Here is a 20,941-nt window from a genome sequence, read left to right as displayed (position 1 = left end):
GTGAACGCGCTCCGAAGTCACCGGAAACGCTACTGCACCAGACCTGCCAGTTCAGTCTCCCGCTGCGACACCTCGCCCAGCAGCTGATCGGCGATCTCTTCGAGCAGGTGATCCGGATCGTCCGGTGCCATCCGCAGCATGGCGCCGATAGCGCTCTGCTCCAGCTCCTGGGCGAGCACCGTCAGCAGTTCCTTGCGCTGGGTCAGCCAGTTCAGCCGGGCGTAGAGCTCGTCGGCCTCGCCGAGCTCCGCCTCCGGGGCAGCCGGCCCGGCCGCCCACTCCTGGGCCAGCTCCTTGAGCAGTGCCTCGTCCCCACGTCCGTAGGCGGCGTTGACGCGCGTGATGAACTCGTCCCGGCGGGCCCGCTCCTCCTCGTCCTGGGCCAGATCCGGATGGGCCTTGCGCGCCAGCTCGCGGTACAGCTTGCGGGCCTCCTCGGTCGGCCGGACCCGCTTCGGCGGCCGTACGGGCTGCTCGGTCAGCATCGCGCTCGCCTCGGGGGACAGCCCGTCGGAGTCCATCCAGTCGTGGAACAGCTCGTCGACACCCGGCATGGGCATCACGATCGCCCGCGCCTCCTGCGCCTTGCGCAGATCCTCGGGATCACCGGTCCGCGCGGCCCGCGCCTCCGCGATCTGCGCATCGAGCTCATCGAGACGCGCGTACATCGGGCCCAACCGCTGGTGGTGCAGCCGGGAGAAGTTCTCCACCTCGACCCGGAAGGTCTCCACCGCGATCTCGAACTCGATCAGGGCCTGCTCGGCCACTCGCACAGCGTGCGCGAGCCGCGCCTCGGGCCGCGCCTGCTCAGCAGATCCTCCGCCGGCCCCGCCTGCGGTTCCGCCACCAGCTCCGCCCGCCTCGGCAGTACCGGCCTCTGCGGTAGTGGCCTCTGCGGTACCGGCCTCTGCGGTAGTGGGCGATGCGGCGCCGGCCTCAGCGGTACCGGTATCCGCCGCACCGGCGGCCGGGGCTCCAGCAGGAGCCGTCTCCGCGGGCGCGTCGGCCGGGCGGCCTGGCTGCTCGTGCTGCCGGTCGTGGTCCTGCCGGTCATCGTCGTTCCGGGTGGTCGGCACCCCGGCGGCTTCGTGGGTCACCCGTCCAGCGTATGGCCACGGCCCACGCCCCCGGGACGCGCGGTCGGCGCAACGGGCTTCATACGCCCGCCTCGGCGGCTGTGCGGCCCGCGCCGATCGCCCGCACAAGCTCCGCGTGGTCCGCCTCCGTACGGTCCGCGTAGGTCATCGCGAACGCCGCCACCGCCTCGTCCAGCTCGTCGTTCTTGCCGCAGTAGCCCGCGATCAGCCTCGGATCGGCGCTGTGCGCGTGAGCTCGGGCCAGCAGCGCGCCGGTCATCCGGCCGTAGTCGTCGACCTGGTCGGCTGCCAGGGCCGCCGGATCGACGCTGCCCTTGCGGTTCCTGAACTGCCTGACCTGGAAGGGCCGCCCGTCCACGGTCGCCCAGCCCAGCAGGATGTCGCTGACGACCTGCATCCGCTTCTGCCCGAGCACGACCCTGCGCCCCTCGTGCGGCACCTCCGGCACATCGAAGCCCACGGCGGGCAGATGAGGCGCCAGCACCGAGGGCCTGGCCTCCTTCACCTGCAGCACCAGCGGCTCACCCCGGTGATCCAGCAGCAGCACCACATACGACCGGGTGCCCACGCTCCCCGTGCCGACCACCCGGAACGCCACATCGTGAATCGCGTACCGGGCGAGCAGCGGAACCCGGTCCTGCGAGACGGTGCCCAGGTAGTCGCCGAGCCCCACCGCCACGGACGCGGCCTCCTCGTCCGGCACCCGGCGCAGCACCGGCGGTGCGTCGACGAATCGGCGTCCGCCGTCCCCTGAGGCCTCCGTGGACTTCGCGGCGAAGCGGGCGCTGGTGTTGTTGCGGGCCTTCTCCGAGACCCGCTCCAGCGTGCCGAGCAGATCCCGCGCGTCCGTGTGCGAGACGAGTTCCTCGTCGGCGATGGCGTTCCAGGCGTCGAGCGCGGGCAGCTTGGCCAGCAGCCTCATCGTCCGCCGGTAGGCGCCCACCGTGTCGTACGCGCCCCTGCGGCAGGTCTCCTCGTCCGCGCCCGCCTCACGGCCCGCGAGCACCAGTGAGGTGGCGAGGCGCTTGAGATCCCACTCCCACGGGCCGGTCACCGTCTCGTCGAAGTCGTTCAGGTCGATGACCAGATTGCCCCGCGCATCGCCGTACAGACCGAAGTTGGCCGCGTGGGCGTCACCGCAGAGCTGGGCTCCCACCCCGGTGACGGGGGTGCCCACCAGGTCGTGGGCCATCAGCCCGGCCGAACCCCGGAGAAAGGCGAACGGGGTGGCGGCCATCCGCCCCACCCGGATCGGAGTGAGCGCGGGCACCCGGCCCCGATTGGACTCCTCGACCGCCCGCACCGCGTCGGGCCGGCCCGCGGGCAGGACCAGCGACCCGTGCGCGGACCTGGGTATCCGCTCACGCAGTGCCTTGCCCGCCTCTTTCGGCGATTGCGGGCCGCCCCGGACCTTCGGGTGAGCGCGGCGGGCGAACCCGGGCACCGCCGGAATGCGCGGATCGTCCTTCGCGGCCCGCTGCACCGGCACTGGCGCTTCGATCTCACCCATGGCGCACAGCTCCCCCGAACTCGCCCTGTGCCGCCGCCCGGCACCCCCGGTCCCACATCAACCGCTGACGACGGTACCGCCGTTCACCGGCACCCGTCTGCCCCTGTGGATGACCGGCCGGACCACCTGTGGACAACCTCCCGGCACCGCTCCGCCGGCCCCCGCCCGCCGGCCCCCGCCCGCCGGTCGCGGCCCGCCGGTCGCGGCCCGCCGGCTAACAGCCGCCGCCGCTCTCCCTGAGATGCGTCTCCGCCCAGCGCCCCAGTTCCTTGAGCGCGGGCTCCATCGCGGCACCGGCCTGCGTCAGGCGGTACGACACCCGTAGCGGCGGCCCCTCGTCGACCTCCCGGACCACCAGGCCCGCCGTCCCCAGTTCGGAGAGCCGGTCCGAGAGCATGCGCTCGCTGATGCCCGGAATCGCCCGCCGCAGATCGGCGAAGTGAACGGGCTGCTGGAGAAGCACCGAGATGATCGGCCCCGTCCAGCGCTTGCCGAGCAGCTCGAAGACGCGACTGATGCTCACGTCGACCCGCCGGCACGCCTGCTCGCTGTGATCCGCCATACGCCCAGAGTACTGCGACACCATGAGGGACTTACGATTAGTAAGTCCCTATGTTATTAATAGTGACGCACGAAACCTCGTCCCGCCTCAACGGCCCGCCGCCCCATCGAATCCCCACCGCGCCACCGACACCCCGTGGAGACCCCCCATGGCCACACTTCTGCACCTCGACTCCGCCGTATTCCCCCAGGGCTCCGCGTCGCGCGAGGTCACCGCCGCATTCGTGGAGGCCTGGCGCGAGCAGCACCCCGACGGACAGGTCGTCTACCGCGATCTCGCCGCCGACCCGCTGCCGCACCTGAACGCCGCGGCCGTCGCCGCCGGCGCCGAGCACCCGCTGCGTGGCGAACTCGCCGCCGAGCTGGCCGCCGCCGACGCGGTCCTGATCGGTGCGCCGATGTACAACTTCACGATTCCGTCGACCTTGAAGGCGTGGCTCGACCACGTGATCATCGTCGGCCACAACGCGGGCTCCGACAGCCCGGTGGCCGGCACCCCGATCACCGTCGTCGCCAGTCGCGGCGGCTCCTACGCCGCCGGCACCCCGCGCGCGGGGGCCGAGTTCGTCCAGAACTATCTGGCAACGCTGCTGACGTCCATGTTCGCCGCCGAGGTCGACTTCATCGTCCCGGAGCTGACCCTGGCCCACAGCAAGCCGGAAATGGCCGAGCTCATCCCGCTCGCCGAGACGTCCCGCGCCAAGGCACTCACGGACGCCGCGGAGAAGGCCAAGAGCCTCGCGTCCCGCTTCGCCGCCTGAGGCGACCGAGACGACGACAAGGAAGGCCGGGGTCAACAAACCCCGGCCTTCCCGCATAACAATCCCAGCACTCCCGGATCCGCGGCGAGCTGACCACCATCCCCGCAGACGCCCCCTCCAGCGCCTCGCCGGGGGCCTCGCCACGGCCCTCACCGCGGACCCCACCAGAGAGACCAATCGGGCGTTTCACGTGAAACCAAGCCCGGCCTGAATCCCCACCCGACCGGGCGTCAGCCGAAACCCGCCCCGGCCCGGAGAGCAAACCGAAGAAGCCCCGCAGACCGTGGTCTGCGGGGCTTCTTTACTTGTGCGCGAGGGGGGATTTGAACCCCCACGTCCCTAAGGACACTGGCACCTGAAGCCAGCGCGTCTGCCGTTCCGCCACTCGCGCAAGAATGGTGTTCCAGAATCTCCCACTTTTCGGTGCGAGCCCCTGGCGACATCAGGAAGATTAGCACGCTGGACAGGGCGGATTCACATCCGTTTGTTTCGCCGAACGCCTGACGGGAACCGGGAACCCGCAGCCGCCGCCACCCACTCCTCCTGAGTGCACCCAAGGTGCGGGACACTGTCAGGAGGCCACCTCTACGATCCGTGTGAGGGGGGACACTCATCCGCAGTGCAGACAAGGGGAACCAGCCGATTTCCCGACGCGTGGATACGATCAGTAAGCAGTACAGGGACGACGACACCGGAGGAGGTGCCCCATGGGAGTCATGAAGCGTTTCGAGCAACGTCTCGAAGGTCTCGTCAATGGCACTTTCGCCAAGGTCTTCAAGTCCGAGGTGCAGCCGGTCGAGATCGCTGGAGCCCTCCAGCGGGAGTGCGACAACAACGCCACCATCTGGAACCGCGAGCGGACCGTCGTCCCCAACGACTTCATCGTAGAACTCAGCGCCCCCGACTACGAGCGGCTCAGCCCGTACTCGGGCCAGCTGGGCGACGAGCTCTCCGGCCTGGTGCGGGACTACGCCAAGCAGCAGCGGTACACCTTCATGGGCCCCATCAAGGTGCACCTGGAGAAGGCCGACGACCTCGACACCGGCCTCTACCGGGTCCGCAGCCGCACTCTGGCATCGAGTTCGTCACAACAGGGCCAGCCCGACCAGCAGGAGTTCCAGAGCCAGCCAGGACAGCCGGCCCAGCCCGCGCGTCCCGGCCATGGGCGCCCCGCCGCCCCGCAGGCCCCCGGCGGCTACGGCTACCCGCCCACCTCAGCCCCGCCCATGCCCGCGGCCCCGCCGCCGGGCTCCGGGCGTCCCGCGGCACCCGCATCCGACCGGCGCCCGCCGGCCAATCCCAGCCCCCTGCCGAACACGCAGGTGCGACGCTGGATCGAGATCAACGGCACCCGCCATCAGATCTCCCGCCCGACGTTGGTGATGGGCCGCAGCACCGACGCCGATGTGCGGATCGACGACCCCGGCGTTTCCCGCCGGCACTGTGAGATCCGGACCGGAACGCCCTCGACGATCCAGGATCTCGGGTCTACCAACGGCATCGTGGTAGACGGGCAGCACACAACCCGCGCTACGCTCCGCGACGGCTCGCGGATCGTCGTGGGCAACACCACCATCGTTTACCGGCAAGCCGAAGGGTGAAGCGGGGGCAATGTCAGAGCTGACCCTCACGGTCATGCGGCTAGGTTTTCTGGCTGTTCTGTGGCTATTCGTGATCGTGGCCGTCCAGGTCATCCGCAGCGACCTGTTCGGAACGCGCGTAACGCAGCGCGGCTCACGCCGCACCGCGTCCGACGCGCGCCCGCCACAGGCACGCCAAACCGCCGCGGCACCACCGCAGCAACGCCAGCAGCCCGGCCGCCAGCGCCGGGGCTCACCGACCAAGCTGGTCGTGTCCGAGGGCACCCTCACCGGCACCACGGTGGCGCTCCAGGGGCAGACCATCTCGCTGGGCCGGGCCCATGACTCAACGATCGTGCTGGACGACGACTACGCGTCCAGCAGGCATGCCAGGATCTACCCCGACCGTGACGGCCAGTGGATCGTCGAGGATCTCGGGTCCACCAACGGCACGTATCTGGACCGGACCCGTCTCACCACCCCGACGCCTGTTCCGCTGGGCGCGCCGATCCGGATCGGCAAGACCGTCATCGAGCTGCGGAAGTAGTACGACAATGAGCGAGCGGAGCGAGCCGGCCGCGGCGGTCCGGGCATCGGACCCGGCCGGGCTCCCGACCGGAGGGTGGGCAGTGTGGCTCGAGACCGGCTGTACCCCGAACCGACGGGCGAGGTGCGCATGAGTCTTTCCCTGCGCTTCGCCGCCGGATCGCACAAGGGCATGATCCGGGAAGGCAACGAGGACTCCGGCTATGCCGGACCGCGTCTTCTCGCCATCGCCGACGGGATGGGCGGCCAGGCAGCCGGTGAGGTCGCCAGCTCCGAGGTGATCTCCACGCTCGTCCAGCTGGACGACGACGTACCCGGCTCCGACATCCTCACCTCGCTCGGCACAGCGGTCCAGCGGGCCAATGACCAGCTGCGCATGATGGTCGAGGAGGACCCGCAGCTGGAGGGCATGGGCACCACGCTCACCGCTCTCCTGTGGACCGGTCAGCGTCTCGGCCTCGTCCACGTCGGCGACTCACGCGCGTACCTGCTGCGTGACGGCGTACTGACCCAGATCACGCAGGACCACACCTGGGTCCAGCGGCTGGTCGACGAGGGCCGGATCACCGAGGAGGAGGCCACCACCCACCCGCAGCGCTCCCTGCTGATGCGCGCGCTGGGCAGTGGCGACCACGTCGAACCCGATCTCTCCATCCGCGAGGTCCGGGCCGGCGACCGTTACCTGATCTGCTCCGACGGCCTCTCCGGCGTCGTCTCCCACCAGACGATGGAGGAGACGCTCGCCAGCTACCAGGGCCCGCAGGAGACCATCCAGGACCTCATCCAGCTCGCCCTGCGCGGCGGTGGCCCGGACAACATCACCTGCATCGTCGCGGACGTCCTCGACGTCGACAGCAACGACACCCTGGCCGGGCAGCTCAACGACACCCCGGTCATCGTCGGCGCGGTCGCGGAGAACCAGGCCGCCCAGCTGAACGACGGCGGCGCGATGGAGACCCCCGCCGGACGGGCGGCAGGCCTCGGCCGCCCCGTCCCGACGCCCTCGGGCGGCTTCGGCCCTCCCGGCAGCGGTGACGACTCCGGCTACGACGGAATGCCGGACGGGTCCTTCGGGTCCTACTCCGACGAGGATTTCGTCAAGCCCGGCGGCCGCAAGTGGCTCAAGAGGTCGCTGTACATCGTGCTCGCACTGGCGGTCATCGGCGGCGGTCTGTACGGCGGTTACCGCTGGACCCAGACCCAGTTCTACGTCGGCGCGAAGAACGACAACGTCGCGCTGTACCGGGGCATCAGCCAGGACCTCGCCTGGGTCTCGCTCTCGAAGGTGGAGAGCGACCACCCCGAGATCGAACTCAAGTACCTCCCGTCCTACCAGCGCAAGCAGGTCGAGGCGACCATCGCCGAGGGCAACCTCGCCGACGCCCGCGAGAAGATCACCGAACTCTCCGAACAGGCGACCGCCTGCAAGAAGGACGCACAGCGCCGCGCGGCCGAGAAGAACGCCCCCAGCGACGAGGGCCAGGCCGGCAGTACGGACAAGGACGCCACCGAGGCGTCCTCGACGTCCGACGCCACCAAGACCAGCCAGACTTCAGCGACTCCCACTCCTGGTCCCAGCCTCTCGGAGGAAGAGAAGAAGCTGGTCCCGCAGTGCGGTAAGCAGTAAAGCCGTAGGGGGCCTTCAGCACCATGAGCGTTGTCACCAACACGACCACCATCGGCGCGATCGACGCACCGAGCCGGCGCAACACCGAACTGATGATGATGGGCTTCGCCATCGCCATCTCGGTGTTCGCCTACGCCAACGTGGGCCTGGCCATCGACGGCCGGCTGCCCTCCGGCATGTTCGGATACGGGCTCGGCCTGGTCCTGCTCGGCGGCGTGGCCCACCTCGTGGTGCGCAAGTTCGCGCCCTACGCGGACCCGCTGCTGCTGCCGCTGGCCACGCTGCTCAACGGGCTGGGGCTGGTGCTGATCTGGCGGCTGGACCAGTCGCCGAAGCTGATCAGGGATGCCAAGAACCTCTATGGAGTCTTTACCCCCTCCGCTCCCCGTCAGCTGATGTACTCGGCGGTCGGCGTGGCTCTGTTCGTCGGTGTACTGGTGCTGCTCAAGGACCACCGCATCCTGCAGCGCTACACGTACATCTCGATGGTGGCGGCGCTGATCCTGCTGATCCTGCCGATGTTCTTCCCCGGCAAGTTCGGCGCCAAGATCTGGATCACGATCGCCGGTTTCTCCATCCAGCCCGGAGAGTTCGCGAAAATCATCATCGCGATCTTCTTCGCGGGCTACCTCATGGTCAAACGCGATGCGCTGGCCCTCGCCAGCCGCCGTTTCATGGGGTTGTACCTGCCGCGCGGCCGCGACCTGGGACCGATCCTCGTCATCTGGGTGCTGTCGATCCTGATCCTGGTCTTCGAGACCGACCTCGGAACGTCGCTCCTTTTCTTCGGCCTCTTCGTGATCATGCTGTACGTCGCGACGGAGCGGACCAGCTGGATCGTCTTCGGTCTGCTGATGTCCGCGGTCGGAGCGGTGGGTGTCTCCACGTTCGAATCGCACGTGCAACAGCGTGTGGACGCGTGGATGGACCCGTTCGCCTGCTACCAGACGAACAACGCCTGTGAGCAAATCGGCAACGCCATCATGTCCTTCGGATCCGGCGGCACTCTCGGCAGCGGCTGGGGCCAGGGCCACTCCGACCTGATCGGCTTCGCCGCCAACGCCGACTTCATCCTCTCCACCGTCGGTGAGGAACTCGGCCTCGCCGGAATGATGGCCGTCCTGCTGATCTACGGTCTGATCGTCGAGCGCGGTGTCCGTACCGCCCTCGCCGCCCGCGACCCGTTCGGCAAGCTCCTCGCCATCGGCCTCTCCGGCGCCTTCGCCATCCAGGTCTTCGTCGTCGCCGGCGGTGTCATGGGCCTCATCCCGCTGACCGGTATGACGATGCCCTTCCTCGCCGCCGGTGGTTCGTCGGTGATCGCCAACTGGGCCCTGATCGGGATCCTGATCCGCATCAGCGACACCGCGCGCCGCCCCGCCCCTGCCCCCGCCCCCTCCTCCGACGCCGAGATGACCCAGGTGGTCCGTCCGTGAACAAGCCCCTGCGCCGGATCGCGGTCTTCTGCGGAATCCTCATCCTGGCTCTGCTCGTACGCACCAACTACCTCCAGTACGTACGGGCCGACGAGCTCAACACCCGCGACGAGAACCGCCGCGTCCGTATCGAGCGGTACGCGCACGAGCGCGGCGACATCATCGTCGACGGCGGCAAGGCCGTCACCGGGTCCAAGGAGACCAAGGACAGCGACTTCAAGTACAAGCGGGTCTGGCAGGACGGCCCGATGTGGGCCCCGGTCACCGGCTACTCCTCGCAGGCGTTCGACGCCTCGCAGCTCGAAAAGCTTGAGGACGGCATCCTCACCGGCAACGACGACCAGCTCTTCTTCGACCGCACGATGTCGATGTTCACCAACGACAAGAAGCAGGGCGGCAACATCGTCACCACGCTCAACGCCGCCGCGCAGAAGGCGGCCTTCACGGGCCTCGGTGACAAGAAGGGCGCCGTCGCCGCCCTCGACCCGCAGACCGGCGCCATCCTGGCGCTCGCCAGCACGCCCTCGTACGACCCCTCGACCTTCGCGGGCAACTCCAACAAGGACTCCGAGGCCTGGCAGGCGCTCCAGAAGGACAAGGACAAGCCGATGCTCAACAGGGCATTGCGCGAGACCTACCCGCCCGGCTCGACCTTCAAGGTCGTCACCGCGGCGGCCGCCCTGGAGAACGGCCTCTACACGGACATCGACGCCAAGACGGATTCCCCGCTGCCCTACCGCCTTCCCCTGAGCACCAGGAACCTGGACAACGAGAACAACATCCCGTGTAAGAACGTCTCGCTCCGGGAAGCGCTGCGGATGTCCTGCAACACCGTCTTCGGCAAGATCAGCGATGACCTCGGCAACCAGAAGATGATCGACGAGGCCGACAAGTTCGGCTTCAACAAGGACGTCTTCATCCCGGTCCGCGCCACCGCGAGCATCTACCCGAAGGACAACCGCCCGCAGAACGCCATGGCAGGCATCGGTCAGGCGTCCAACCGCGCCACCCCGCTCCAGATGGCGATGGTCGCCGCCGCGGTCGCCAACGACGGCAAGCTGATGCAGCCGTACATGGTCGCCAAGCGGCAGTCGCCCAGCCTGGACGACATCTACACCCACCAGCCGGAACAGCTCAGCCAGCCCCTCTCGGGTGAGAACGCCCAGAAGCTCCAGGAGATGATGAAGACCGTCGTCGAGTCGGGAACGGGCGGGAACGCCAAGATTCCCGGCGTCACCGTCGGCGGCAAGACGGGTACGGCTCAGCACGGTCTCGACAACAGTGAGAAGCCGTACGCCTGGTTCATCTCGTACGCGAAGACCGACAGCGGCTCTCCCGTCGCCGTCGCCGTGGTCGTCGAGGACGGCAAGGCCAACCGCGACGACGTCTCCGGTGGCGGTCTGGCCGCCCCCATCGCGAAGGCCGTCATGAAGGCGGTCATCGACGGCAAGAAGTGACGCCCGTCACGCCGAGCACCATATCCGCACGTTGGGATACCGGTCGGATATCAGGTGTGGGCTGCGGGCTGATCAGGTAGTGCGCGGCCGGTAGCGTATGCGCGGACAGCACACCGCCGGACCGCACACCGGTGCGGTCAGGACTGACGGAGAGGGCTGGAACAGTTATGGAAGAGCCGCGTCGCCTCGGCGGCCGGTACGAGCTGGGCTCGGTGCTCGGCCGTGGTGGCATGGCCGAGGTATACCTCGCCCACGACACCCGGCTCGGCCGCACCGTAGCTGTGAAGACGCTGCGGGCGGACCTCGCCCGCGACCCGTCCTTCCAGGCCCGGTTCCGCCGTGAGGCCCAGTCCGCCGCCTCGCTCAACCATCCGGCGATCGTCGCGGTGTACGACACCGGCGAGGACTACGTCGACGGGGTCTCGATCCCGTACATCGTCATGGAGTACGTCGACGGCTCGACGCTCAGAGAGCTGCTGCACTCGGGCCGCAGACTGCTGCCGGAGCGCACGCTCGAAATGACGGTCGGCATCCTCCAGGCGCTGGAGTACTCGCACCGCGCGGGCATCGTTCACCGTGACATCAAGCCGGCCAACGTCATGCTGACGCGCACCGGCCAGGTCAAGGTCATGGACTTCGGCATCGCCCGCGCCATGGGTGACTCCGGTATGACGATGACCCAGACCTCGGCCGTCATCGGCACCGCCCAGTACCTCTCCCCGGAGCAGGCCAAGGGCGAGCAGGTCGACGCCCGGTCGGACCTTTATTCGACGGGTTGTCTGCTCTATGAGCTGCTGACGGTCCGGCCGCCGTTCATCGGTGACTCACCTGTCGCGGTCGCCTACCAGCACGTACGGGAAGAGCCGCAGACCCCGAGCAACTTCGACCCCGAGATCACGCCCGAGATGGACGCGATCGTGTTGAAGGCCCTGGTCAAGGACCCGGACTACCGCTACCAGTCGGCCGACGAGATGCGCGCCGACATCGAGGCCTGCCTCGACGGCCAGCCGGTCACCGCGGCGATGGGCGCGGCCGGCTACGGCGGCTACGACGGGTACGGCAACGACCAGCCCACCACCGCCCCGCATCCCGCGGACCAGAACGGCGCCCAGACGTCGATGCTGCCCCCGGTCAACCCGGACGACGGCGGCTACGGCTACGACGACCGGCCCGGCCGCCGGCGTCAGAAGAAGAGCAACACCTCGACGATCCTGCTGGTCGTCGCGGGCATCCTGGTGCTGATCGGGGCCATCCTGATCGGCAAGCAGGTCTTCGGCGACACGAACAGCGGCGCCGACGAGTTCAAGGTGCCCGACATGGTCGGTTCGACCGTCAAGGAAGCACAGGGGCTCGCCGACAACACCAACATCGTGCTCAAGATCGGCCCGAAGGAAGCGTGCAAGGACCAGCCCAAGAACAAGATCTGCCGCCAGACCCCGACGCCTGACGAGAAGATGGCGGAGCAGGAGACCGTCACGGTCTTCGTCTCCACCGGTGCGCCGAAGGTCAGTGTCCCGGACGTCACTGGGGAGTCCGAGGACAGCGCGCGCAAGCTCCTTGAGGAGCAGGGCTTCACGGTCACCGTCCATTCGGTCGAGTCCGCAGACGCCCAGCCCGGCACCATCCTTGACCAGTCCCCCAAGGGCAACGCCAAGGCCGAGAAGAACTCCGAGGTCAAGCTCTCGGTCGCCAAGCGGGACACGGCGTCTCTGCCGGACCTCCAGGGGCGGACTTTCGACCAGGCAGTGGCCCAGCTCACTCCCCTCGGCTTCACCAACGTCGCTCAGACACCGGTGGATTCGTCCGAACCCGCGGGTATGGTCATCGAACAGAATCCGGCCGGTCCGAGCCAGCAGCCGAAGGACGTCCAGATCATCCTGAAGGTCTCCAAGGGCCCGCCGGAGCCGACGACGACGCCCGTTCCCGAGGTCAGGGGCAAGAAGGTCTCCGAGGCCAAGCAGGCCCTGACCGATGCCGGCTTCACGAACATCCAGTTCGCGGAGAACAGCTCGGACAACGACAACGCCAGGGTCACCGGCGTCGACCCGCAGCCGAACACCCAGGCCGACCCGGCGAACACCACCATCACCCTCACCACGATGGGCGGCGGCGGAGACGGCGGAGACAGCAACTTCTTCGGCGGCCCGTCCGGCTCCCGGCACTGACCGCGTCCCACCCCGTCCGCGCGACCGGCACGGACACAGCGCAGGGCCCCGGCACCTCAACAACGGTGACCGGGGCCCTGTGCTGTGCCTGCGGACGGGGACGGGAACGGGGGCAGGGGCGGGGGCGGGAATGGAAGCGCGGGACGGGGACGCGCGTCAGCGCAGCTCCGCCGGCTTCGTACGGTCGTGGTCGACCTTCTCCGTACGGACCAGCTCGCCCCACACGATGTAGCGGTACTTCGACGTGAAGACGGGCGTGCACGTCGTCAGCGTGATGTAGCGGCCGGGCTTCTTCTTGCCCGAGCCCTTCGGGACCTCCTGGAGCACGTCGACGTTGTACTTCGACGTCTCCGGCAGCTCCTTGAAGACCTTGTAGACGTACCAGGTGTCCTTGGTCTCGAAGACGACCGCGTCCCCGGTCCGCACCTTGTCGATGTTGTGGAACTTCGCGCCGTGGCCGTCCCGGTGGGCGGCCAGCGTGAAGTTGCCCTTCTCGGCGGAGGGGAGCGCCGACTTCACCGGGTCGGTGTAGTAGCCGGCGATGCCGTCGTTGAGGTTCTCGGTGTCGGTGCCCTTCTTGACGAGCACCTCGCCGTTCTTCATCGACGGGACGTGCAGGAAGCCGATGCCGTCCTTGGTGTCCAGCGCCCCCGGACCGTCGGCCCAGCGGTCGCGGACGGTGTGGCCCTGCTTGGTGGCCTCGCGGTCGGCGAGCACGTTCGTCCACCAGAGGGAGTAGACGACGAAGAGCCCGAGCACCAGGCCCGCGGTGATCAGGAGTTCGCCGAAGACACTGACCGCGGCCGCGACGGGATGGCGGCCCCTGCGCCGCACCGGGGGCGCGGACTCGCCGGTCTGTTCTTGGTCCTCGGTCCTCGCTGCCACCGCACCGTCCCTGTCGTGATGATGTCCAGCCCGTTCAGCCCGTTCAGCCCACGAGCGCGTCGGGCTTCCCCTTGCTGCGCGGCCGTTCGTCGACCATCTTGCCCCAGACGATCAATCGGTACGTACTCGTGAATTCGGGCGTACAGGTCGTCAATGTGATGTACCGACCGGGCTTGGTGAATCCGGACTGCGGCGGCACCGGGCCGATCACCGACACATTGGACGGCGAGGTCTGGGGCAGCACGCTCGTCATCTCGTACGTGTAGTAGGCGTCCTGCGTCTCGACCACGATCGGGTCGCCGGGGCTCAGCCGGTTGATGTAGCGGAACGGCTCGCCGTGGGTGTTGCGGTGGCCGGCCAGCGCGAAGTTGCCCTGCTTCGCCGACGGCATGGCCGTGCGCAGCGGGTCCTCGCCGTAGTGGCCGACCATGCCGCGGTCGAGGACCTTGTCCTTGCTGATGCCCTCGGCGATCGGCGTGACCACGTCCAGTTTCGGGATGTGGATGATGGCGAAGCCCTGTCCGGCCTCGAACGTACCGGGGGCACGTTTGCCGCTGGCCCAGTCGTTCTGGATCTTGTGCGTCTCGTTGCCGGCGATCTGGTCGGCCCGCACGTTGGTCCACCACAGCTGGTACGTGACGAACAGCAGCATCAGCACGCCCAGCGAGATGAACAGCTCGCCGACCACCCGGCTGGCCACGACCGCCGGGCTGTCCTTGGCCGCCCGCGCCGCCCGTCGCGCCTCGACGCGTGACATCGGCTTCGCGGGGCCGGCCGGCCCGGACGCCGGCTGCGGGTCGGGCCGTCTGCGGCCGCGGCCCTTGGCCGCACGGCGCCGTTCGGCCCGGCCTCCGGTACCGGGCGCTTCCGCGGATTCCGCGGGCCCTGCGGGTTCCGCGGGTTCCGCATCTGGCCCGGCAGGTACGGCAGGTACGGCAGGTACGGCAGGTACGGCAGGTACGGCTGGTTCGACCGGCCCGGCAGGTATGGCTGCCATGACCTCCGTGGCGTCTTCGGCCGCCGGATCGCATTCCGGTTCCGGGCGGTGTTCCGGGCGGTGTTCCGTCCGTGCGCGGGGGACTACCCGGGGGACTATTCGCCGGGTGTCCGGCGTCCGCAGTGCGACGGTCTCGTCGTGGGGAGGGAGCACTTCGGCCGGAGCCGCCGGGACGGGCGCCTGCCCGCCGTACCAGTCCCGTTCGTACCCCTCGGGGTCGTACCACTCGCGCGGAGGCTCCTGAGCCGTCTGTGGCCCGTGTGGCGCCTGCTGCGGCCCGTGTGGCGCCTGTGCCGACGGCGTACCGGCGCCGTCCGGCCCGCCGCCCGGGTCCGCCGTCCCCCCGGCAACGTCCTCCGCCCGGGACCAGGGCGAGGCGTGCTCCCCCGGCAACGGGTCGTTCAACGGGTCCGCCAACTGGCCGACCGCCGCCTCGAACGCGCCCGCGGCCTCGTACGTCCCCTCTTCGTGCGGGCCGTCCTGACCGGCGTCGCGGCCGTGGCGGGGTGGGGTCACGCGACGGCCTTGCCCACCACCGGCGCGAGCCCCGCCGACCTCTCGACAGCTCCGGCGTCACCGCACTGCGCCAGCCAGTTCGCCAGCATCAGATGGCCGTGCTCGGTGAGCACCGACTCCGGGTGGAACTGCACTCCCTCGACCGCGAACTCCCGGTGTCGCAGCCCCATGATGATGCCGTCGGGCGTGCGCGCGGTGACCTCCAGCTCCTCCGGGACCGTGTCCGGTTCGGCGGCGAGCGAGTGGTAGCGGGTCGCAGTGAAGGGCGAGGGCAGACCGGCGAAGACGCCCTTGCCCTCGTGGGTCACCGGGGACGTCTTGCCGTGCAGCAGTTCGGGGGCTCGGTCCACGACACCGCCGTACGCCACCGCCATCGACTGCATCCCGAGGCAGACCCCGAAGACCGGGACGCCGGTCGCCGCGCAGTGCCGCACCATGTCGACGCAGACGCCCGCGTGCTCGGGGGTGCCGGGGCCCGGCGAGAGCAGGACGCCGTCGAAGCCGTCCTGGGCGTGGGCCGTGGTCACCTCGTCGTTGCGCAGCACCTCGCACTCGGCGCCCAGTTGGTAGAGGTACTGCACGAGGTTGAAGACGAAGCTGTCGTAGTTGTCGACGACCAGGATGCGGGCGCTCATCGGCCGGCCCCCGTCGCGTCCGCGCCGTCGACCGTCACATCGCCGAACGGAAGCAGCGGCTCCGCCCACGGGAAGACGTACTGGAACAGCACATAGACAACCGCCAGGGCGAGCACGAGCGAGACGAACCCGCGCACCCACACGTTGCCCGGCAGATGACGCCAGATCCAGCCGTACATGCTGACCCCTCCGATTCGGTACGGGACCAGACTAAAGGGCCGGGGCAGGGCCGTGGGTCAGCTGTGGAAAGCTGCCGGCCTTCCGTCGGTCACGGGCTGGGTCGCGTCCAGGTGCGCCCAGGCGATCAGCCGGTGGCTGCTGCCCCACTCGGGGTCGCAGGTGGTCAGCGTCAGATAGCGGCCGGGCCCGTCGAAGCCGGACCTGCGCGGCACGGGGTCGATGACACCGATATCGGTCGGCACGGTGCGGTAGGGCTTCTTGTCGATGCGGTACGTGAACCACGTCGTCCCGTCCGTCAGCAGCACCGGGTCCCCGGGGCGCAGCTTCGGGAAGTCCTTGAAGGGGTCGCCGTACGTGCGGCGGTGGCCGGCCACCGCGAAGTTGCCGGTGGTTCCCGGGCGGGCGGTGCCGCGGTAGTGCCCGAGGCCCTTCTGTAACGTCTTGACCTCGGTGTTCTCCAGGACGGGCCACTCCCAGCCCTTTCCGAAGCGGGGTATGTAGAGCATCGCGAACGGCTTCCCGTCGCGGTACGCCTTGGGAGCCGGGGGCTTCGGACCCGGTGATGACCCTGCTGATGGTGATGACGGCGATGACGACGGGGCGGGTGCGGACACCGCCCCTCGCGCCCACTGGCGCTGCAGGTCGTCGATCTGTCCCTCGGTCGCACCGGCGGCCTTCACCCCGGTCCAGAACAGCACGTACACCACAAACAGAACGATCAGGGCACCGACCGTGATGCACAGTTCGCTGAACGTCCTGACGATCAGTCGCACCGACACCGGTCGGCCTCCCCGCAGCTGCTCGCTACTTCACCGGCTCCGCATAGTGGAGATCCACTGTGCCCGAGTAACCGGGAAGAGTCATCGCCTGGCGCTCGTCGACTTTCCAGCCGAGCCCGTACGCCTTCACGTACAGCAGGTAGTTCTGGATCGCCGGGGAGGCGTCGAGCGCCCGCTTGAGCTTGCCGGGGTCACCGACGGCGGTGATCTTGTACGGCGGCGAGTAGACCCGGCCCTGGAGGATCAGGGTGTTGCCGACACAGCGCACCGCGCTGGTGGAGATCAGCCGCTGGTCCATGACCTCGATGCCGCCGGCTCCGCCCTGCCACAGGGCGTTGACGACCGCTTGCAGGTCCTGCTGGTGAATGACCAGGTCATTGGGTTGCGGATCGGGGTAGCCGGGGTTCGCGGTGGCGTTCGGCGGGGCGTCGTCGAGGGTGACGGACACGGCTCGGCCGGAGAGCTTCGCGGTGCCGGCGGCCCGCTCCAGCGCCTTGAGCCGGGCGTCGTCCGCCGTGGTGCTGCCGTCGTCGCGCTGGGCGAGGGCGTCGATGTCCCCGCGCACGGACGCGGCGGATTCCTCCAGGCCCGCGTTCTTCTCGCTGCGCTGCTGGATGAGGTCGGAGAGCTTCAGCAGCGAGGAGTCGGTGCGGATGTTGGTGCCCTTGGCCGTGTTCGCACTGGTGACGAAGATGAGACCGGCGAGGGCGAAAACGGCGGCGGTGAGCACTCTGACCGGATACCGGAGGGTGCGCCGGACCGGCCCGGGGGGAGAGTCGGCAGAATTGCTCAACGTACCCTTATCTCCTTCGGCGCCACGGAAGCACTACGCTAACGGACGCCCGGGGGAGGCAGCATTTCCCCCTCGCGCCACGCCCGGCGTCAGCCAACAGTTCCCTGCGCGGTAACGCAGCGCATCGACAGGAGAGTTCCTCGTGCCGAAGTCACGTATCCGCAAGAAGGCCGACTTCACGCCCCCTCCGGCGAAGCAGGCAACCAGCATAAAGCTGACCAACCGCAGTTGGGTGGCGCCGGTCATGCTGGCGCTGTTCCTGATCGGTCTGGCCTGGATCGTCGTTTTCTACGTGACCGACGGCTCCCTGCCGATCAAGCCACTGGGGAACTGGAACATCGTCGTCGGCTTCGGCTTCATCGCCGGCGGCTTCGGCGTCTCCACCCAGTGGAAGTAGCTCCCCGGAGCACCTGGGTCGTATCCCCAGCACCACAGCGGACCCCGGTACCGCAACCCCTGCCCTGAGTTACCCACAGCGTTATCCACAGGCGGGGGAAAAGGTCAGACGATCTGTGGATAACTCCTTGGTCGTTGACGCCGGTGTGACTGCAGCCACCCCTGAGCGGGGCGGCACGCCCCTTGTCCCTGCTGGAAAAACCCAGCTCAGCGACAAGGGGCACAGTTGTACCCACTGAATGCACAAGATCCGGTACACGCTGTGGACAACTTCGATCACAAACGGTCTTTATCGGGCTGACAGCGTGCTGACAGCGTGCTGCCGATGTGCTGACGACGTGCTGACGACGTGCTTCCTACGTCAGCGAGGCTGTTCTGAGAACCACGATCAGGACCACCACGACCAGGGCCGCGGCGCAGGTGGCGTACTGCACCGGATTCCGCCGCTCGCGCGGGGCATGCACCATGCCGATCGCGATCAGCGTGCCCGCGATCAGCCCGCCGACATGTGCCTGCCAGGCGATTCCGCCCCAGGGGTTGAAGGTGATGATCAGGTTGATCGCGAGGAGCGCGAAGACCGGGCGCATGTCGTAGTTCAGCCGGCGCATGAGCACCACGGTGGCGCCCAGCAGCCCGAAGATGGCGCCCGAGGCACCCAGCGAGGGCTGGTTCGGCTCCGCGAGCCAGTAGGTCAGGGCGCTGCCCGCCAGCCCCGAGAGCATGTAGAGCGCGAGGTAGCGGGCCCGGCCGAGCGCCGCTTCCAGCGGACCCCCGAGCCACCACAGCCCCAGCATGTTGAAGGCGATGTGCCACACCTCCTGGTGCAGGAACATCGACGTCACCAGCCGGTACCACTGGCCTTCCGCAATACCCTCGGGCGGACCGCCGTAGTAGAAATTGGCCCGGCCCAGCAACACCAGATCATTGACCAGCGCGCTGTTGGCCAGCACCGCGACGAAGACCGCGACGTTGATCCCGAGCAGGATCTTGGTGATCAGCCTCGGGTCCGCCGCGACCGAGCCGCCGGCGATCGTACGCGGCCGGGCGGCAGCCGGACTGTGTCCCGTACCGGATCCCTGACGCACGCAGTCCGGGCACTGGAAGCCGACCGAGGCGTTGATCATGCAGTCCGGGCATATCGGGCGGTCGCAGCGGGTGCAGCGGATCGACGTCTCACGGTCCGGGTGGCGGTAGCAGACGACCGGACCGTCCACGGGAGCGGACGCGTTCTGCTCGCCCGGCGGCTGCTGGTCCATCGGTCCCATCACTTCCCGGTCCCCTCGGTCCTCGTCATCGCGGCAGGGCACACCGAGCCGCCCTGCACGTCCGTTCTGTCATCAAGTACGGACGGGCGGGGCGGTTGGTTCCCGGACGGACCAGAGAGTGAGCGGCCGGCGACGTTCAGCGATCAGCGGGTCTCGACGACGACCGACTCGATGACCACGTCCTGCAACGGACGGTCGGTGCGCGCGTTGGTCTGCGCGGCCGCGATGGTGTCGACGACCTTCTGGCTCGCCGGGTCCACCACCTCACCGAAGATGGTGTGCTTGCCGGTCAGCCAGGCGGTCGGCGACACCGTCACGAAGAACTGCGAGCCGTTGGTCCCCGGGCCGGCGTTGGCCATGGCCAGCAGGTACGGCTTGGTGAAGGCGAGGTCCGGGTGGAACTCGTCACCGAACTCGTATCCCGGGCCGCCCGTGCCGTTGCCCAGCGGGTCGCCGCCCTGGATCATGAAGCCGCTGATGACGCGGTGGAAGACGGTGCCGTCGTACAGCCGGTCCTTGGACTTCTTCCCGGTCGCGGGGTGGGTCCACTCGCGCTCACCGGTGGCGAGCTCGACGAAGTTCTTGACCGTCTTGGGCGCGTGGTTCGGCAGAAGCCGGACCTCGATATCACCCTGATTGGTCTTCAAGGTGGCGTAAAGCTGCTCGGCCACGATCTGCCTTCCGTAAGTCTTCCCTGACGTCCACCGATCCTCGCACGGACCACACCCCTCGTCGTCCGGCCCACCCACTCCGCACGGGCCGCCTTAAGCCTCCCTGGCGCCCGGCTCCGGCGGGCGCCGCCGCTTCCGGCCGAGAGGAATGCGGCCAAGTGCGTGACGAACCGGCGCGTGCCGGGCCGAACCGTGGCATTGTCGTCGACAGGCTCCCCTTGCACCTCATTGCCCGAGGGTGTCCCTCATGACCTGAATAACCCGGATGCCCGCCCCAGGTGCCGCACAAGCCCCGTGTAGGCATGATCTCGAACTGGGTGGAAAGGCGGAGTACCAACCCGCCACCAAGGAGGAGGATCCCGTGACCCGCATCGACAGCGTGCGTGCCGCAACCGACTCGGCGAGGGACAGCGTGCAGCACGCCGCGGAAGTAGTGGCCCCCTACGCCGACACGGCCAGGGAACAGGCCGCTCACTACGCGCTGGAGGCCCGTACGCTGCTCGCGCCGAAGGTTTCGAAGGCAGCTCAGCAGGCCCGCGTCCAATACGGCGCGCACCTCGCACCACGTATCGAACTCGCCCGTACCCATGTGCCCTCCAAGGTCGACGAGGCCGCGCAGCGCGCCGCGCTCCGCACCCGTCAGGCCGCCCGGAGCGCCGCGGACTACACCGTCCCCCGCGTCGAGACCGCGATGGCCGCCGCCCAGCCGGTCGCCGAGCAGGCCTCCGCGCGCAGCACCGCCGCACTGGCCGCTCTGCGCGGTCAGGTCACGGCGAAGGAGATCAGGAAGCTGACCCGGAAGCACGAGCGGCGGGCCAGGGCCGGCCGGGCGTGCAAGGGGCTGGCCGTGGCCGGCCTCCTGGCGGGCGGCGCCTATGCCGTCTGGCGCTGGTGGGACCGGCAGGCCAACCCCGACTGGCTGGTCGAGCCGCCCGCCCCCACCGAGGTGGACGACCGTGCCCCGCTGACCTCGGTCGACGGAAGCGGCTCGACGGTCCTCGACCCCGACGTCCAGGCCAAGCAGGCCGACGCCGAGGGACCGGACAGCGCGGACGGCACGGACCTGGACGACCGCCCCTGACCG

The 20,941-nt window shown here is 68.9% G+C and carries 20 protein-coding genes and 1 tRNA gene; 9 read left to right on the top strand and 12 right to left on the bottom strand.

The genetic code is table 11. From position 1 onward, the window contains the following. Window positions 1–29 precede the first annotated feature (29 nt). From ACZ6S6_RS17765 to ACZ6S6_RS17755, 3 genes are all read right to left on the bottom strand, one after another. On the bottom strand, window positions 30–1,097 hold the full coding sequence (locus tag ACZ6S6_RS17765) for a J domain-containing protein (protein WP_469706163.1): 1,068 nt from the start codon (window positions 1,095–1,097) through the stop codon (window positions 30–32). Window positions 1,098–1,155: 58 nt separating this feature from the next. Beyond that, window positions 1,156–2,607, bottom strand: a complete 1,452-nt coding sequence (locus ACZ6S6_RS17760; protein ID WP_469706162.1) for a DUF2252 domain-containing protein — start codon at window positions 2,605–2,607, stop codon at window positions 1,156–1,158. Between the two features lie 214 nt (window positions 2,608–2,821). Further along, window positions 2,822–3,169 (bottom strand): winged helix-turn-helix transcriptional regulator, encoded by a 348-nt coding sequence (locus tag ACZ6S6_RS17755; RefSeq protein ID WP_362953319.1) that lies wholly within the window; start codon window positions 3,167–3,169, stop codon window positions 2,822–2,824. Between the two features lie 148 nt (window positions 3,170–3,317). On the opposite strand from ACZ6S6_RS17755, the gene ACZ6S6_RS17750 reads away from it, so the two are divergent. Further along, a complete protein-coding gene (locus ACZ6S6_RS17750) occupies window positions 3,318–3,929 on the top strand; it encodes an FMN-dependent NADH-azoreductase (protein WP_362953318.1) in 612 nt (203 codons plus the stop codon). Between the two features lie 308 nt (window positions 3,930–4,237). On the opposite strand, the gene ACZ6S6_RS17745 is transcribed toward ACZ6S6_RS17750, so the two are convergent. Further along, window positions 4,238–4,320: transfer RNA gene (locus ACZ6S6_RS17745), tRNA-Leu, on the bottom strand. A gap of 316 nt (window positions 4,321–4,636) precedes the next feature. Here ACZ6S6_RS17745 and ACZ6S6_RS17740 point away from each other — a divergent pair. The 6 genes from ACZ6S6_RS17740 (at window position 4,637) to pknB (ending at window position 12,740) form a co-directional block, all read left to right on the top strand. Further along, a complete protein-coding gene (locus tag ACZ6S6_RS17740) occupies window positions 4,637–5,530 on the top strand; it encodes an FhaA domain-containing protein (protein ID WP_469706161.1) in 894 nt (297 codons plus the stop codon). A 10-nt stretch (window positions 5,531–5,540) separates the two neighbouring features. After that, window positions 5,541–6,056, top strand: coding sequence for an FHA domain-containing protein FhaB/FipA (locus tag ACZ6S6_RS17735; protein WP_362953316.1), 516 nt, complete (start codon window positions 5,541–5,543; stop codon window positions 6,054–6,056). Window positions 6,057–6,185: 129 nt separating this feature from the next. Next, window positions 6,186–7,682, top strand: coding sequence for a Stp1/IreP family PP2C-type Ser/Thr phosphatase (locus ACZ6S6_RS17730; RefSeq protein WP_469706160.1), 1,497 nt, complete (start codon window positions 6,186–6,188; stop codon window positions 7,680–7,682). Window positions 7,683–7,705: 23 nt separating this feature from the next. Next, on the top strand, window positions 7,706–9,118 hold the full coding sequence (locus ACZ6S6_RS17725) for an FtsW/RodA/SpoVE family cell cycle protein (protein WP_362953314.1): 1,413 nt from the start codon (window positions 7,706–7,708) through the stop codon (window positions 9,116–9,118). Then, entirely contained in the window at window positions 9,115–10,575 is a 1,461-nt protein-coding gene (locus ACZ6S6_RS17720) for a peptidoglycan D,D-transpeptidase FtsI family protein (RefSeq protein ID WP_362953313.1), read from the top strand. Before ACZ6S6_RS17725 ends, ACZ6S6_RS17720 begins: the two co-directional genes overlap by 4 nt. Before the next feature lie 167 nt (window positions 10,576–10,742). Beyond that, complete coding sequence (gene pknB / locus ACZ6S6_RS17715; protein ID WP_469706159.1) at window positions 10,743–12,740, top strand: Stk1 family PASTA domain-containing Ser/Thr kinase; 1,998 nt, start codon at window positions 10,743–10,745, stop codon at window positions 12,738–12,740. 156 nt (window positions 12,741–12,896) lie between these two features. Here pknB and ACZ6S6_RS17710 read toward each other — a convergent pair whose 3' ends face one another. Genes ACZ6S6_RS17710 through ACZ6S6_RS17685 form a run of 6 tightly spaced genes read right to left on the bottom strand, consistent with a single transcriptional unit; the run spans window position 12,897 to window position 17,525 of the window. Then, entirely contained in the window at window positions 12,897–13,625 is a 729-nt protein-coding gene (locus ACZ6S6_RS17710; RefSeq protein WP_362953311.1) for a class E sortase, read from the bottom strand. 43 nt (window positions 13,626–13,668) lie between these two features. After that, window positions 13,669–15,138, bottom strand: a complete 1,470-nt coding sequence (locus ACZ6S6_RS17705) for a class E sortase (protein WP_469706158.1) — start codon at window positions 15,136–15,138, stop codon at window positions 13,669–13,671. Further along, window positions 15,135–15,773: an aminodeoxychorismate/anthranilate synthase component II gene (locus ACZ6S6_RS17700; protein WP_266411520.1), complete on the bottom strand. Its 639-nt coding sequence runs from the start codon at window positions 15,771–15,773 to the stop codon at window positions 15,135–15,137. Before ACZ6S6_RS17700 ends, ACZ6S6_RS17705 begins: the two co-directional genes overlap by 4 nt. Continuing rightward, window positions 15,770–15,952, bottom strand: a complete 183-nt coding sequence (locus ACZ6S6_RS17695; protein ID WP_362953308.1) for a hypothetical protein — start codon at window positions 15,950–15,952, stop codon at window positions 15,770–15,772. The genes ACZ6S6_RS17700 and ACZ6S6_RS17695 overlap by 4 nt, the downstream gene beginning before the upstream one ends. Before the next feature lie 57 nt (window positions 15,953–16,009). Then, the gene (locus ACZ6S6_RS17690) at window positions 16,010–16,732 is read right to left on the bottom strand and encodes a class E sortase (protein WP_362953307.1); all 723 of its coding nucleotides are present in this window, start codon (window positions 16,730–16,732) and stop codon (window positions 16,010–16,012) included. A gap of 25 nt (window positions 16,733–16,757) precedes the next feature. Next, window positions 16,758–17,525, bottom strand: a complete 768-nt coding sequence (locus ACZ6S6_RS17685; protein WP_469706157.1) for a DUF881 domain-containing protein — start codon at window positions 17,523–17,525, stop codon at window positions 16,758–16,760. Window positions 17,526–17,667: 142 nt separating this feature from the next. Between ACZ6S6_RS17685 and crgA the strand changes: the two genes are divergently transcribed. Next, complete coding sequence (gene crgA / locus ACZ6S6_RS17680; protein ID WP_362953305.1) at window positions 17,668–17,922, top strand: cell division protein CrgA; 255 nt, start codon at window positions 17,668–17,670, stop codon at window positions 17,920–17,922. A 355-nt stretch (window positions 17,923–18,277) separates the two neighbouring features. Here crgA and ACZ6S6_RS17675 read toward each other — a convergent pair whose 3' ends face one another. Together ACZ6S6_RS17675 and ACZ6S6_RS17670 are read right to left on the bottom strand one after the other, a co-directional pair. Further along, window positions 18,278–19,177, bottom strand: coding sequence for a rhomboid family intramembrane serine protease (locus ACZ6S6_RS17675; protein ID WP_469706156.1), 900 nt, complete (start codon window positions 19,175–19,177; stop codon window positions 18,278–18,280). 152 nt (window positions 19,178–19,329) lie between these two features. Next, window positions 19,330–19,857 carry a peptidylprolyl isomerase gene (locus ACZ6S6_RS17670; RefSeq protein ID WP_469706155.1) on the bottom strand — a complete coding sequence of 176 codons (528 nt, stop codon included), beginning with the start codon at window positions 19,855–19,857 and terminating at the stop codon, window positions 19,330–19,332. A 361-nt stretch (window positions 19,858–20,218) separates the two neighbouring features. Here ACZ6S6_RS17670 and ACZ6S6_RS17665 point away from each other — a divergent pair, with 361 nt between their 5' ends. Next, window positions 20,219–20,938, top strand: a complete 720-nt coding sequence (locus ACZ6S6_RS17665) for a DUF5324 family protein (RefSeq protein ID WP_362953303.1) — start codon at window positions 20,219–20,221, stop codon at window positions 20,936–20,938. Window positions 20,939–20,941: the final 3 nt, after the last annotated feature.

The organism is Streptomyces sp. NPDC048671 (assembly GCF_055587045.1).
Note: the sequence above shows the minus strand (reverse complement) of the source record. Positions and strands in the feature narration are given on the sequence as shown.